At 45.1% G+C, this 15339-nt stretch carries 15 protein-coding genes; 1 reads left to right on the plus strand and 14 read right to left on the minus strand.

Going from position 1 to position 15339, the window contains the following annotated elements:
• Window positions 1–2: 2 nt before the first annotated feature.
• From R50345_RS29605 to R50345_RS30575, 14 genes are all read right to left on the minus strand, one after another.
• The gene (locus tag R50345_RS29605) at window positions 3–2237 is read right to left on the minus strand and encodes a hypothetical protein (protein ID WP_042131671.1); all 2235 of its coding nucleotides are present in this window, start codon (window positions 2235–2237) and stop codon (window positions 3–5) included.
• A gap of 161 nt (window positions 2238–2398) precedes the next feature.
• Window positions 2399–4066 carry a recombinase family protein gene (locus R50345_RS29610; protein WP_156114893.1) on the minus strand — a complete coding sequence of 556 codons (1668 nt, stop codon included), beginning with the start codon at window positions 4064–4066 and terminating at the stop codon, window positions 2399–2401.
• A gap of 40 nt (window positions 4067–4106) precedes the next feature.
• On the minus strand, window positions 4107–5681 hold the full coding sequence (locus R50345_RS29615; protein WP_052414777.1) for a recombinase family protein: 1575 nt from the start codon (window positions 5679–5681) through the stop codon (window positions 4107–4109).
• A gap of 18 nt (window positions 5682–5699) precedes the next feature.
• Window positions 5700–5948, minus strand: a complete 249-nt coding sequence (locus R50345_RS29620) for a hypothetical protein (protein ID WP_156114894.1) — start codon at window positions 5946–5948, stop codon at window positions 5700–5702.
• A gap of 139 nt (window positions 5949–6087) precedes the next feature.
• A complete protein-coding gene (locus R50345_RS29625; RefSeq protein ID WP_042131673.1) occupies window positions 6088–6408 on the minus strand; it encodes a DUF960 family protein in 321 nt (106 codons plus the stop codon).
• Window positions 6409–6876 carry a JAB domain-containing protein gene (locus tag R50345_RS29630; RefSeq protein ID WP_042131674.1) on the minus strand — a complete coding sequence of 156 codons (468 nt, stop codon included), beginning with the start codon at window positions 6874–6876 and terminating at the stop codon, window positions 6409–6411. It lies immediately after the preceding gene.
• Window positions 6873–7286, minus strand: a complete 414-nt coding sequence (locus tag R50345_RS29635) for a hypothetical protein (RefSeq protein WP_156114895.1) — start codon at window positions 7284–7286, stop codon at window positions 6873–6875. The genes R50345_RS29630 and R50345_RS29635 overlap by 4 nt, the downstream gene beginning before the upstream one ends.
• A 348-nt stretch (window positions 7287–7634) precedes the next feature.
• Window positions 7635–9953 (minus strand): hypothetical protein, encoded by a 2319-nt coding sequence (locus tag R50345_RS29640; protein WP_042131676.1) that lies wholly within the window; start codon window positions 9951–9953, stop codon window positions 7635–7637.
• Window positions 9905–10465, minus strand: a complete 561-nt coding sequence (locus tag R50345_RS29645; RefSeq protein ID WP_197069727.1) for a bifunctional DNA primase/polymerase — start codon at window positions 10463–10465, stop codon at window positions 9905–9907. The genes R50345_RS29640 and R50345_RS29645 overlap by 49 nt, the downstream gene beginning before the upstream one ends.
• Window positions 10466–10705: 240 nt before the next feature.
• Window positions 10706–11194, minus strand: a complete 489-nt coding sequence (locus tag R50345_RS29650) for a hypothetical protein (protein ID WP_042131678.1) — start codon at window positions 11192–11194, stop codon at window positions 10706–10708.
• Window positions 11195–11288: 94 nt separating this feature from the next.
• Complete coding sequence (locus R50345_RS29655) at window positions 11289–11777, minus strand: hypothetical protein (protein WP_052414778.1); 489 nt, start codon at window positions 11775–11777, stop codon at window positions 11289–11291.
• 274 nt (window positions 11778–12051) lie between these two features.
• Window positions 12052–12582 carry a hypothetical protein gene (locus R50345_RS29660; protein WP_042131679.1) on the minus strand — a complete coding sequence of 177 codons (531 nt, stop codon included), beginning with the start codon at window positions 12580–12582 and terminating at the stop codon, window positions 12052–12054.
• Between the two features lie 223 nt (window positions 12583–12805).
• On the minus strand, window positions 12806–13246 hold the full coding sequence (locus R50345_RS29665) for a hypothetical protein (protein ID WP_042131680.1): 441 nt from the start codon (window positions 13244–13246) through the stop codon (window positions 12806–12808).
• 90 nt (window positions 13247–13336) lie between these two features.
• On the minus strand, window positions 13337–14734 hold the full coding sequence (locus R50345_RS30575; protein WP_052414779.1) for a stalk domain-containing protein: 1398 nt from the start codon (window positions 14732–14734) through the stop codon (window positions 13337–13339).
• A gap of 217 nt (window positions 14735–14951) precedes the next feature.
• Between R50345_RS30575 and R50345_RS29675 the strand changes: the two genes are divergently transcribed.
• Complete coding sequence (locus R50345_RS29675; RefSeq protein ID WP_042131681.1) at window positions 14952–15290, plus strand: helix-turn-helix domain-containing protein; 339 nt, start codon at window positions 14952–14954, stop codon at window positions 15288–15290.
• Window positions 15291–15339: the final 49 nt, after the last annotated feature.

Raw genomic sequence — 15339 nt, forward strand, 5'->3', positions numbered from 1 at the left:
GATTATTCTTGTTTACTTTCCTCTTGTTTACTTTCCTCTTCTTTAATTTGTACCAGTGACTCTTCAACGATAGCTTTTAATTCATCTAGGAAATCCCCTGATACATTATCATAAGTTATTTTGGGTTGTGGTATAGTTCTTTCAAAAATACTCCGGATCTCACTTGCCCTATTAGCCGCTGATCCTGTGCCCTTATAATAAGAATGAGCGACAATCCACTGAGAGTGCAAATCCACTTTGAGACGTCTTTCAACAAGTTGATTTATCTTGTCGGACGTATTCTCAGATAACCGCTGAAGTACACTTTGCTTTTTGTCATCAGGAGCCGGAATAGACCATCCTTTTGGAACACTTAGAAATTCGTTTAGTCGTTGCATTAAATACCCCGCTAAATCACTTGCAGGTTTTAGGTCACTGTACTCTGTAGTTTTAGACCAATTTGCAACACGATTGGATAAAGCTTTTATTCGCGTCCAGTGCTGTTTAGGAAATTGTGAGTTTCTTAACCCTAATAAACCAAGCCACTTTTGCATGAATAAATCTTCCGTTTCAGTTATTGCGATAACCAACCGTCCAAAGTCATACTGTGGTATAGGAATAAGTCCGTTTGGAAGTAGCGAGGCCGCCTTATCAGCTTTCATTGCTACTGACTCTATAAAACTTTCCATTTCGGTAATCAGCTCATCTGACGGGTTTTTCAACTCTTGAGTATTTGGAAAAAAGTAAGCGTTTCTTTCTAAGTGATCCCTCAGTTGGCGGATCATCTTAGGATTTAGATTGTAGGCCTCTTGCATTGCTTCTATAGCTCCTGTTTGAATACCTAAGACGTGGTCACGACGATCATCGTCATCAATCATATTCGACCCTTGTACTTGATCAAAGCGAGTATATACAACCATTAGCTTATCCTGCTGACCGCGAGAAGAAGCTTCCCTTAAAATCACCTTAGGAATATCAAGCATCGGCTGAGTTGCATTGTCAACAAGAATTACAGCATCAATTTCTTTGAATTTGTTTGTAACATCCATAGGAATACTTGTTGTAATATTAGAGTCATGTCCTATACCTTCCCCATCAACTAACACTAGTCGAGGGGGAATATCTGCTTCCCACCAGCTTGGTTTAAATGGCCCTTGAAGGCGGACACCATTCACAACTGGAGCGAGTAACTGACCGAACCTTCTTCCTTCATTTCCTGCAAACCATCTCATCATATTTACTACTTCAGTCTTATCTTCTGACTCATGATACCAGAATACGGGCCACCCACGAGTATCACGATGCATTTGCCCTGTTCGAATTAATTCAAATCGCGACTTAATAATCTTTAATATATAATGGACAAGTTCGTTAAATCGTTCTGTGTCTTCTCTTATCCACGTTTCGTAAAGCAGGTCAATAGCTTCATCGACATTATCTTCATCCGGTGTAAATTCATCACGAGCTTCAGCTGCAAGGACTTTAACCTCATTTATGATGTAATTAATATCTGTTTGAAGGGATAGTTGATCTGGATACGGAGTATCTAATTCTTGATCCAATTGTTTAGTAATGCTAGTTTGTTTACCTGAGGAACGATACTGACCAAGCAGATAGCTTAAACGAAAGCGCTGTTCAGGATGAGACAATAAGGCCTTTGCAATAGTCTTTTCATCCTCACCAATCACCGCTCTTCTAAAGGCTTCCCAAACACATTCCTCTATAAGTTTTATGGCCTGAGCTTGGGAAATAAATGTAACAACTCCACTCCAGTCACCTTCACGAAAAACGTATTCCGTATTACATGTTGTCGTACGACTTGATGAGATAGCGGGAAAGCTGATTTCATCTGGTTCTGTACCAATCATTTGTCGGATTACTGTTGTTTTACCTGCTCCAGTTGTGCCCAGGAACATTACCCGTGCATATCCATCATCTTTGGATGGAAGTTCAATCTTCTCATTACGAAGCTCCCAAGGGTCTCTTATTAAATCCTCCTCCATTTGATCATAAAATATGTCAACAGCCTTACCGTGGAAAATCATTTTCGCTTGTTGTTGCTCATTTAAAGACCAGTAATTCTCATCAGCAAGTATGCGTTTTAAATCATCCACAATTCTTTGGGCGTCTTCTTGATCAGTACCGAGACCTCGTCTGATTTTTCTACCCTGTTTGCCTTCACGATCTTTTAATACTGGATGCCTAAATTCAACGGCCCAGCTATTCACTCCACCCTTTGTTAAACGTGCTGAATACATTCGCTCACTCCCTATTCATTGTTCCTGACTGTTCCGGTTGCTTATAAATCTTATTGTAGGAACAATCAGGAACAATGTCAAGGGATATTTTTCCTCTGCACTTAATATCTATTGAGAACGCAAATGATCCCTTAAGCCATACGTTACATTAGCTAAAAAATTTAAATTGCAATAGAGATGCTTTGACCCTGGATCTCTCGCTTCATATGGACAGCAAAAGACCCTTCTGCATGGGGCACAGAAGGGTCAGCGTTTAAAAAATGGTGTAGCGTATTCTCATCGAAGTTCATATCGATTTGGTCGATGGTTTTTGAATCCTTGATTGTAATCTGCTTGATGGCCAAATGCATTAGGGTCTTTCGTTGGTCAAAGGATGACGAGTCCAGCAGCTTATCAAACTTATTCAGAAGAGCGCGGACAACTTCGTAGGAGACAGGCTCAACATGGTCGTCTTTCATTTCAGCAGCCAGCCCTGCCTTTTTGACATGTAATCGTTCCAGTTCTCCACCAATATCATCAAGCCGCTTGGAGAACATCGTCTTATCTAAGCCGTTCATTTCGTACATGTCAAAGTACTTTCGCCGCTTCCCCTCCAGCTCTGTTATCTTAACCAGAATATGCTCAAGTTCCTGCTCGAGGGGTTTGACACGCTTCGTTTTCCTTTCATTAATGTTTTTCACGATGGCTTTGAGAATTTGGGGCTTTGCCAGTACTTCTTTAAGCCGTTCGATTACATAATTCTCTGCCTCCAGCTTCCGAATGCTGTTGGCGCTGCATACCTTGCTCCCCTTGTTACGGAAGTTGCTGCAAGAGTAGTATAGACGCGTGACCTTACTGCCGTCCTTCTTACGATTCTGAGTCCGATTAGCTACCATCGGCGCTCCGCACTTTGGACAGCGGATCAGCCAAGTTAACAGGAACTCGCCATCGAAGCGCTTCAGGGAGACCACTGATTTTTTCTTGCGTAAATACTGCACTTTGCTCCATAGTTCTTCCGAAACAATAGCAGGATGAATCCCATCAAAAGTCTCCAGTATGGTGTTAAGGCCCTTACGCCTTTTCTCACTCCAGTTTTCATACCTTCCATAACGTATTCTTCCAACAAAGAATGGATTATCCAGAATCTCCTTCACACCGCTGATGGAGAAGGCTCCACCAGATCGGGTAACATAACCCTCATGGTTGAGTTCGTTCGCAATCGACTTAAATCCTCGTCCGGTAGCGAATCGTTCAAATATCTTGAGAATAATGACTTCTTCCTCAGGAACAATCTCTACTTTTGATTCCCGACTCCGAACGCCATTCACAATGTCCTCTACACTTCGATACCCTAGCGGTAGCTTACCATTGTGCTTCCCTGTCCTAGCACGTTGTTTGTGACCCATCTTAACATTGTCAACTATGGTATCACGTTCAAGCTGTCCTACAGCCCCCATGATATGCAACATGAATTTCCCGTGGGAGGTTGAGGTGTCGAACTGTTCTGTCATGGACATAAACGCGACGTTATTCTTATTCAGAATATTAACGATTTGTGAAAGATGCTCTGCATTTCTCGCCAATCTATTAAACTTCCACACCAAGACGGTATCGAATAAATTATTTTTTGCATCCTGAAGCATCTGCTGCAGCTCAAAGCGGTTATCCATGCTCTTACCACTGATACCTCTATCCACGTACTCGCGGTAGATTTCATAGTTATAGAGCTTAGAGTAGTCTGTCAGCGTTTTAAGTTGTGCATCAATGGAATAACCATGCTCAGCTTGCTCCTCCGTGCTTACACGAACGTATATAGCAACACGACGCACCTTATCCGAGGTCATTAACATAAGAGTGCCCGCCCTTGTTCTAGTATGAATCGGCCTTGATTTAAACAGATTTGCTGTTGATTTTGCATTGTAATTCCTCCATGTTATTTGTAAATAGTATATGATTTAACGATGCACTCCCATGTAAAACAGCTTTTGATATATCTTTGTCAGGGGGGAGCGTGATTTTATCAAATAAGCTCTTAAACAGCTTTTTTTGCTGTTCATGCGGGGAGATTTGGACCATTGCCCACAAATTCTTCAATGCGGTAAGAATCTTATTACTATCTACCAATTGTATCTGTTGATTAGCTAGTTTTTCTTCAATACCTCGCAGGGCCTCTTGCTTAACAGCCTTCTGCTCTTCGAGTTCCTTAAGCCGCGTAACTAGAACCTCCTGAGGAATATGCTCCTCTTCAAATAACTCAAAGCATCTCTGCTGCCGCTGATCAAATGCAGCCAACTCCTTAGTCAGACCTCTCTTTTCATCCTCAAGAGGTTTACGGCTTAGATCCCGCTTATCATTCACTGCCGCGATGATTTGATTCAGCAAAGGGGGTTTAGTCACAAGTTCCTGCATTTGTTGAGAGAACCAGCAATCCATGTTATCTGCGCGAATCGCATTTAGGCTACACGAAGCGGAGCCCTTACTCCTATAGAGTGAGCATACATAGTAGTAGTTCTTCCGAATTGTCCCGTTTTTGTTAAAGCTCTTCGTGTGTGCTGCAACCATGCTGCACCCGCACTCAGGACATTTGAGTAATCCTGACAATGGAAAATGCCGTTTGATCGTCTTCGATGTCAGGTTCGATCGACTGCGTAGATTAGCTTGGACTTGTTCCCATAATTCCAAAGTAATGATTGCTTCTTGTTCACCCTCTATCAGTTGTACCTCAGCCCCTGTATGGCGCTGGCTTGTACCAATGCGTATTTTGCCGATGTAGTTGGGATTAGTCAGGATGCCTCTTACCGCCGCGATCCCAAAAGCCAGGCCTTTTTTGGTCAGACAGCCTGCAGCATTTAGTCGATTGGTGATTGCCTTGTACCCTAATCCATCTGCATACATGGTAAAAATAGTTCGGACCAGCTCAGCCTCAGGTTCCACAATTTCAAGCTGTTGCTGTCCAGGGTCAGGATTCTTATGCCACCGGTAACCGAGCACCATATTCCCGCTATTCCAGCACCCCTGCCGATTGCGCTCTTGCACAGCTAAACGGACATTGTCACAAATCTGTTCCCGTTCTAACTCAGCAATAGCACTCAGCACCTGTACGACAAAGCTGCCCATCGTTGTATCGGTATTAATATCTTCTGTCGCGCTCTTTATTCCGACATTGCTCTTATTAAAAATTTTTACCATTTGCAGCAAGTCACTATGGTTGCGTGAAAGCCGATTTAGCTTCCAGACTAAGACGTTTTGAAAACATCCCTGCTGCGCATCCACAAGTAACTGCTGCAAAAGGGGTCTGCCCTGAATCGACTTCGCTGATTTTCCTGCATCTATATAGGATTTGTATATCGTTAGATTGTGCTGTCGGCAGTATGCCTTTAGCATATCCATCTGACCATCTATGCTGTAACCATCCACCTGCTCATCTGTGGAGACCCGAATGTAGAGGGCTACTGTTGATTCCATTAGGTTGACCTCCTATTCTCAGGCGACCATTTGGTAGTCTGCTGTCTCAAGAAGTTGTGAGGTCAGTTCATGGTTGGCCAGTTCTTCCATTTCCAGCAATTCAACTGGCTCCAGCCAGAGCATAACTTCTGCACGGTATGATGCCCTTTTCTCTTGCATGGAAATGTAGTTGATAACCATATCCGAGAGCAAATCAATAGCGGATTCAAATTCGTACTGTACATTAAAGCCGTCTTTCATAGCAGCTCCCCCTTTGAAGTATGTCATCGAAACAAGAGCCTACCGCCTTTATAAGCAGACTTGTTTACTCTATTTATGATTTCTGCTGCTTTTAATGATTTCGATAGTTATTTGAAGCGCTACGATAATGAGATTAATAACCCTTGGATTCATCTGTCCCACCCTCTCAATATTCTGATGGCAAGAGCATCGTCACGTACTCGTCGCTATCAATTATCCACACGGTAATGCCATGCAGAGGCTTATTAATGCCAGGATAACTATAGGTCTTTGTACGTTCCGGTTGCTCTTGAGAGTGGATGATCTTTTGAACCATATGACTTCCCTCGTTCTCAGTAGTCAAATCAAATACTTGAAGGTAGTCCATCTGTACGTTGCTTTGGATTTGTTCATCCAGTAACGCCCATAGAACCAGTTGCAGTTCAGGGTTGAGCTCATTATTTACGCCTCGCGTTACGTATCGTTGGGAATCAAATGTATAAGACATCTACATCAATCCCCTTTCCTTCATGCTTGTAAATTGGATGCCTTCTCCAAGAATAAGGTGGTCAAGTAGATCGATGCCAAGCAGGCAGCCGCTATCCCGCAGTCGCTCTGTAATCTCAACGTCCTCAGGGCTGGGATCTGGCTGGCCTGATGGATGATTATGGCAGGCTATGATGGAAGCAGAGTTGGCAAGAATCGCAAGCTTGAACGTCTCCCTGGGATGGACAATAGAGGCATTCAGCGACCCGCAGGATACTTGATGCATAGCGGTGGGCTCATTTTTAGTGTTGAGGCAAAGGATACAGAATGTTTCCCTATCACAATCACCGATGAATTGGCGGAACAAGTCAACTGCATCTTGAGGTGAACGAATCACACGATTAGGGTAGAGCAGCGATGTTTTTTCACGCACCATTCGTAGAGAAATAACCTCAATACGCTTAGCTGGTTTAGGCTTAGAGTTAATCATTCGAAGTCCTCCTTAGCCAGGCATCCAGATTGCTCCGCAAACCACTGTTCCAGTTCTAGCCTTAAAGCGCCCCTGAGCGCGTATATCAGCAGAAAACACTCGTTGTCGGGCATTAGGCAGGCTCGGTACATATAAACTCCATTTGGCAGTTCTACCAGTTCTACGTACTCTGGTTCATTCTCCAATAGATTCACAACAACATCGCCATCTGTTAGTGTGCAAGTATCTTCTGACTGGACAACCAACATGTAGTAGCCATGATCCACAAGTGAAAATTGATCTTCACCTTCATGATGTAAGGAAGCTTTTAATTCCTCAAGCTCACTTACAAGGTACGTCAGACCAACTTGAGACAGCGTACCTTTCTTGGAGTAACTCAAAATGGATTCTTGATTTGTAATGTTAAACAAATAGCTCATCTCCCTTAGAATTTTCTCTAGTAAATACAGCATTCTAAGGAAATAATATATATTTACAGGTAACCTTTGTTCCGTTCTTCGATGCCCCCACACGTTGCCCCCCAGTTTAGGGACTCGCCCCAACTGGGGCGACGCAAAAACCTTGTTGGCTCATGGTTCCGTTGGCACCTGCCCCCGTTCCCCCCTAACCTGACGTGGGAGAGAGACATTTTTTATTGGCAGGGGGGGACATTATTTATTTTTTATGTTTAGTTATGTTTTTTTATAGGGGCAATGGGGGCTCCAATCACCGCAGTCCTTGTCCCGCTTGGAATTCCCAGCGCCCCCTCTCTTCGGCTTTCAGGGGGCAATGCCCCCGTTTTCGGGGGCGAACACATCAGGCAGGTCCCCTCCAGGTTCCGATCGGCTTGGCTCGGGCCTAACTCGGGGTTGTACTTCTTCGTCATCCTTTCCCCGCAAAAGTTCAGCTTTTACGCAGAGCTTGCGGGAACGCTGACCTCCTACAGTCTTCTTGACGAGGTTGTGCCGACGCTCTTTGCCGTTTTCCTTCGAAGTCTCCGTGAGCGTGATGCCCTCTTCGGCCAACTGTTTCCACAAGGTTTGACTGGAAATTGGAAAATGAGTCCCTTGTGCCGAAAGGAATCGACTCACTGCATTGTAGAGTACATCAGGTAGAAAGTAATAGTAGTTGCTATCGTGCCAGCCTACGTGAGTTCCACTCTTGGGAATGTCCCCTTCAGAAAGCGGTTTAGCGGCTTCCGTGTAGATCGTCCGATTAGCAAGAAGTTCGCCGACAATGCTCACAAAGCGTGTCGTTGCCTTAACCTCTGCCACCTGCTCTCCCTGCTCACTCGCCGTACTGACAAATCCTTCCCAAGCCTCGCGAAGAAGCTCATTTTTACGTCCGTGTTCGATCGCTCCAACACTTTCAGCGTAGTCTAAGCCAAGTTGGAGACCAAGGTACAGCCAAGCCGCAGCCTCTACCAGCCTGCCGTGTACATGTAGTTGGGAAGCTTCATTTCTTCTTTCGTAGAAGATTTCCGTCAGCCTGTCGTCACTTTCTGACATGGCCTGTCCTAGCCATTCCAAGTAACCGACCATTGCTTGACTTAACATCTGAGCTTGCTGCTGGGCAGTAGTCAATTTATGGAGATCAACATCACCTTGTCTGAGCTCGACGGGGAACAACCTAGCAACGCTTGAGCCACGGTCGAGAACATCCTCCGCTGTCACAATTGCCATGCCGCGAGGGGGGTAACCAGGCCGCAGGCTAGTGTCCTGTCTCATGCGCCCTCGTCCAACCCTGTCACCGTAAGCCCTAAGGATTTGCTCAGCTAGTTGCGACATGCCTTTCGCTTCCTTCAGCGCACTGGCCGGATGGTAATCATCGATCAGAAGTAGTGAGTCTTTCACATCGAACCCCCGTTTTTCAACCGAGTTTGCCGTATCCTTAAAGCTGGCCGGAGGACGCTCTAACAAGTCACCAAAATGGCAAAGGAACAACTTAGCAAGAGTCGTCTTACGAGTTCCCGTATAGCCGTGAAGCCACATAAGGAACTTTGGCTCCAGATGTACTGTTCTCAGCCATTCACACAGAGGGGAGAGAAACGTAAGTCCCAACAGTGGCAGCGTAACCCGATGGGGAGCGATGTCCAGTAACATTAGGCTTGCTTTCATGGCCTCTTTTCGATCACCTGATGAGGTAGGCAACCTGTAGTTTTCCAACCTCGGGTCGATCTCTACCTTAACGTCCTTTGCTCCTACAGCCCCAGCAGCATGAAGGTACCTTGGGACCCCATCCACCTCTACCCAGCCAAGATGGGCAAAAACACGCTCTGTGGTTGCCCCTGACGCTGTCGTCTGGATCGCGTGGCGGACCGTGTCCCTGACCTTGTTCCCAGGTTGAATGTTAGGCTCTGGTCCCCATTGCTCCAACCACTTCATGCTGTCGAAATCACCCGATGCAACGTGTATGGGATGTAGTCGTTTTCTATTATTCATGAGAACTCCCTCCAGTTCGTAGAATCGCTGTTGTTCTGATCCATCATCCTTGACGACGGTTTTGTTTATCCAGGCAAAAAAGTTAGCCAGTGGAATGTCATTGCGGTTGCCTTCCTTATCCGTTTGGACAACACAAAGGTTCTTACCTTCCAATGAGTACCGACTTGGCAGAAGCGCTTCCTTTTCCTTTATGTGGTCGGGTAACGCGGCTGGCGCTTTTGATTTTGTGCCCGTTAGAAATGCGGCTGGGGAGTTGGTGATTTCCCCTGCCTCATTCTTACTCACTTGATCACCAAAGCATTGGTGCATCTGATCACCGCTACATCCCATAGTCTCACAGCGGGTAGGGCCACGATCTGACTTAGTCATCTCTTGTATTCTTCGTTCGCTTTGCTGGGAGTGCTTGTGGGAAGCTCGCGAGAACTCTAACGCTTTATCCAGCAATCCCGTATTAGTAAATACCGCGCTCCAACGAAACCAAGTTTCTTCATCAAGCCCATGCTGTTGCTGCCTTTCCCAATCATCGGTAAAGCGGAGACAAGACTTTTTAAGGCCCTCGAACGACCCTCTCTCAGTTGGAACGGTTCTCTGTCCCCTTTTTGGAGGAGTTATTCGTTGAACCATCCATCTAGGGGCGTTTGGTAACTGAATTCCCATGGGCTTTTCCCTTCCTTCCATTCATAGATGCCGCCATTTGCGTGCTTGGATGGCGGGAGAACTGTCTGTTGACCGTCGCAGAGCAGCGCACATTCTTCATGTGGATTCTCCGGATGGCTCTCAGCATACTTGACTGATCGGACTCCAATGGGAGCAGCGTACATGAGCCGCCTACCGCCCCCTGGGGTGGTAAACTCAAGTGTATCGGGGAGATCACCTTTACTCCATTGCTGTAACAGTTCTTCTCCGTACTCCCCGTCCACGTCGATGGCGACGACACCTGTTCGAGTGCCGAGTACTAACCCAACATTCATGGAAGGCCATTGCCGCGCCCATTCGTCGATTGTATCGGGCTTTGGAATAGAAGCATTCGTCCAGTCTTTTAAGAGAGGCATCTTTCCAGGTCTTGTACAATTATTCCGGTGTTGTTCGCTCATACCGCTGTGATCGTGTGAACATAGCGGTATGATGGCCCAACCTAGCGCGGCGAAGGCCTTCATTGCTTCGGCCACGTTCTTATAGGGAAGATGATTAGACATCCTTATCACCTACCCCGTCAAACTGAGAAGTAGTTAGCTCTTCGGCAAAACACATCAAGTCGTACCGTTTTGCATAGATTTTTTTCTGAATCTCATACTTATAAAAATTCTGCCTCTCATTCGCGCAGTCGTTTTCTATATAGAAATGACGCATGTTCTCACGCACCTTTACCTGATGTTTGATGTTATTTGTTGGGAACCAACCATGCAGTGTCAGCTCGATTGATTCGGTTGGGTCAACTGTAATGTTTCCTCTGAAATCTGCAAAAAGTGGAAGGTAAACAACGCCTTCTCTATCCCAACAAGCCGCAGAACCGTGTTTGTCCATCTGGAGCTGCGTTCGAAATGACCTTTCAGTTCGTCGAAGTTTCCGAAACTCTGTAGGCTCGCGTACTTCTTAAACAACCTCAGACAATCGTGGTTGGGTTCTACGCCGTGATCCTCACCGAACACATCTCCAAAACTGTCGCCATAGAAGTCCAATAACTGATAATATTGTTTCCACGACAGTTTAAGGGAGAAGCACGTACAGACGAAAATCTGTTCTCCCCCTTTTACTAGGTCACGATTCAGATTATAGAAAGATATCTCGCTGTTCTGGTTTTTCAGAAGGGAATTGATGGCACGCTCAACCTTCTTGTGATTTCCAAAGTTCAACATGACTTGCTGCAAAGAAGCTTTTGGTGTAATCTGCTGTAGCATGAGCTCATTCTCCTCTATCATAAATTTGGTAGGCACTTTTCATTTGTTGCTATGAAATTGTCAAAGAGTAAAATTGATTTAGGACTTATATGTCCTACTTTTCGAGTGGGAATACGGCTATTACCGCGTCCTTATAGTTAAGGTAAGTGACTTCGTAGAACGTGATGCTTGTTCTCTCGCTGAAATCGAGGTCGAACAGCGACGTCAATTCTTTGACCAGCTCGGAAGAATAAACAACCGCTTTGGTTCCCGACTGTTTCAGCGTAAAGCAGGTCTCGTTATTTGGTAGCTTTGCGCCGACAGCAAATCCTTTCTCGTTTACACCGATCTGAATTTGTTCAGGGAACCCAATCTGTTCCATGACTTTGGCCGAAATCGTGAACCGCTTGCTATTTCCATCTGCATTCACGAGAGAGCAAACACCTGGCCTACCGTTTCCTTTACTTTCATGGGTTGCAGCTATGGGCTTAAAGTTGAGATCCTCGAAGGATTCTGTTTCCTGCCCTACACTCGCCACTTCTTCCGTATTAAGTTCTTCTGTTTCAAACTGTACCGTTACTGTTTCTTCTGCATGGTTTGTCATTTCGTGTTTCCTCCCAGAGTGAAAGTTTGTTGTTACTGCTTCTAACACTTACAAGTGTATCTAGTTCTACCTATTTTCGCGTCCCAACCCGGTCTTGAAACTTTTCCTTGACAAAATCTTAAGATTTCGTTTCAAGTGTGTATTGAGTGGGTCTTTCGAGAACTAGAGTAACATCCGAAACAGGAAGCGCACGAACCAAAGAACTGCTGTACGTTTTCCTTGACAACGAAAAAAAGCCGTGCATATTCGCAGCGGCTTTAGCTTCTTGCAAATTCTATTGGTTATCAATTCGTTTCTTTAGCTCTTCCTTCCATTGTCCCATGGCGGGGTTGAGCCTTTCGAGTAGTTCGATTCGGTCTTTGGCAGGGATTTGTTGGTATAAGTCTACCAACTCCTTTACATTCTCCAGCGTCTTCTCGAACAGCGCCTGGGATTGCTCCAAGGCAAGCTCATTGGCAATAGCTTTGAACTTTGACTTCGCAGGCTCTTCAATTGTATCGATGTAGGAAAGAAGCTCCTCTTGAAATTGGAGCGATTCCTCTACCGTAATGTTACCAGACTGTTTGAGCGTCTTTTGTAAGAAAGGACTATCGATATGGCGAATCGTCCAGACTATGAAATCAGCCAATTCCTTATCAAACCATACCTGTCCTCGGCTGTCTCTTAGGTTTTCCTCTTGTTCACCGAGTAGATTGAGAATCTTACTGAATAGGCTGCGTACTGTTTTTTCCTCGAAGCCCTCGACTTGTTTTACTACCCATGGCAGATTGAATCGTTCCACTTTAGTCTCTTCTTTTTTAGTCATATATGAAGCCTCCAATGCTCTTGTTGATAACCTGATTATAGCTTTATGTAAGGGTTGGGACAACAAGCCGAAGCGTCTTATCCAATAAAGTTCTTATCCAAAAATACCCCGTAGAATACGGTTATTTCACAAAGGATGCACAAGTATATATACATATTAAAATTGTTATCTGAGGGAAGAGAAAACCCCGACCTAAAGAATTCGGGGTTTTCTGAAAATAGTTTTACTTATTCAGCTTTAATCTGATTTTGGGGTTTGCATCGCTCACCTCAATGTCCGTATCTATGCTGTAATTCTTTAACATTGCCACAACAAGAATAACCGTCAGCGCTACAATAGCTGTGATGATAACTGTTTCAGTGATACCCAAGAAACCTGCTTGTGGCTGAACAGAAGGGTCCTTCTCCAGCAACTCCAGCTTGTTTTTAACCTTGTAGGCTCTGCCCACGTTTTCTGCCAGCTCTCCTACGATGATGATGGTACCGTATCTCTTACTTACGGCATCCTCCAGTTCTACCTTAGTGCTGACCGTGACTTGCCGATCTGAGAATGTCAGTGCCTGACGAAATCGCCTGTTGTCCTGTTTCTCTGCTCTTCTCACCGCTGCTTCCGCTTTTGTCATGTCTATCTTATTTCTCAGCATGTCAAAAAAAAGAATTGCCAAGTGCTACGCCTCCGTTCTACTATCTATTATTTATAGATTCCCCATGTCCTTTAGAAGCGACATGGGGACTTCTAAATTTATAAAGACTGGTTACTTCGTAGCAGCTTCCAGAAGAGTTAGGATGTCAGCATATCCATTATCCCTTGCCGTACTTAGAGCAAATTCATTTGGAACTGCACCTGCTTGAAGCAGCAGCTTCACGGTTGAAGCTTTTCCACTGTATGCTGCTGAACTAAGTGGTGACGTAAAGGAATAGCCTAAATTTGGTTCAGCACCCTGGGACAGCAGATATGTGACGATTTCGTCGTTGCCTTTAAGTGCTGCTGCCATCAGCGGGGTCCGGTTTTGGGGTAGAGCGTTAGCATCGACATGGTTTGTTCCGACTAGACGCTTTACTTCGCTAAGCACTCCGTCCTCAGCCGCCTGCACGAGACCCATCTCGCCTGTGTAACTCGTCACTGTGCCTTTATCCAGACGCGCCTGTGCCTCATCGTCAAACTCAATGGCCTGACCTTTGCCGCGATTGGCCTGTAACTGATACTCTTCTAAAGCAGTAAAGATATTACCGGCTATGAAAACTGTTACAGGAGAATCATACTGAACGCCAAGACGATTGAGCACACTGATTTGAGACTTGCCTACAGAAATTCCCACCATTTCGATGACATCTTCTTTAGCCAGCTTCTTAGAACCGGCGTAGAAAATCTGGAAGAACAGGCCACCGCTTTCATTCTCTCCATAGGCCATAGTGGTGATCTGTCCATTTTTTGCGGTCAGTTCCTGTACGTCAAAGATTCGGATTCGACTAACCTCAGTAATTGTGGAGCTGTACTGGGCTGGATTCTTTGACATATTAGCTGAACTTACCTGTTTAGCTTTGTCGTAGAGAGAGAACTTGTCCCGATTAGTCGCAAAGAACGCGTCACTGTTACTCTCCAGAATCTTATAGGTAGCATCTGGCATCTTGACACCTGTCGACGTTTCGCTCTTTATCGCATCCCGCATGACAGTGGCATAGCCTTTGTACACGCCGCTATCCGCTTTCGGAAGCTGGGATTTGTCAGTTGAAATGAGGACGGAACGAGAAGTGCTATCCCACTCGACCTTCTCACCAAGGGCTTCACCGATGAAGCGTAGCGGCACCATTGTACTTCCATTTATGATTTGTGGAGCAGCGTCCAAAGCCACTTTGGTTTCTCCGATCCAAGCGCCCTTCCAACCAATCTGTAGGCGGATGGTCTTGTCATCCTTTGTAGCATCGATGATTTGCTGCTTGCCATCCCACTTAACCGTTGCACCTAGTGCCTCGAAAATGGCTCGCATGGGAACCAACGTTGATCCGTCCTTGATGATTGCCGATTGTTCGAAGGTTTGTAGTTTTCCTTTCAGATACACGTTAATCGTGCTGTCTGCAAGAGCAGTCCCAGCTTGTGCGAGCAGCATTGTAGCGACGGTAAGAGTAATGATGATTCGTTTTTTCATTTGCATTGATAGATTCCTCCGTTAGGTCTGATAAAGTAGTATAAAATAATATAAAACATGATTCGGTAATACTTTAAAATATAGTTAGGGCATTGTAACCACACTAAAAGATGTTATTTATGCCATATTTATTATCTATGGATGTTATATTTTAGTCAAATAACATTTGTAGTGTGTTAAGTCTGAGAAGCCCCTCAGGTAAGATTTTCTTGAGGTGGTATTTGTGTCTGATGTGGTGAAAAGAGTCGGAGAAAGGATACGTCGGCTGCGCAAGGATAAAGGATTATCCCAAGAGCAGTTAGCGGAATTATCCGGTTTACATACGAATTATGTGGGTCAGGTGGAGCGCGGGGAGAAGAACCTGACGATTGAGACATTGCAGAAGGTTGTTGTTGGGTTAGGTGTGTCGTTAGAAGAGTTCTTTCGATACCTTGATCCGATGAAGCGTAAGGATACTTTGGGACAGATTGTGGAGATGCTGTCGGAGCGTTCTGCGCAAGACCAAGTAATGGCCTTGAGAGTGCTACAAACCGTATTAGATTGGGAGAAATCAAAGAATTAGAGTTAGACATTGGGTTCCTCGGTATACTAAGACAACAGGAGATGATATT

Source organism: Paenibacillus sp. FSL R5-0345, assembly GCF_000758585.1.
Classification (GTDB): Bacteria; Bacillota; Bacilli; order Paenibacillales; family Paenibacillaceae; genus Paenibacillus_AQ.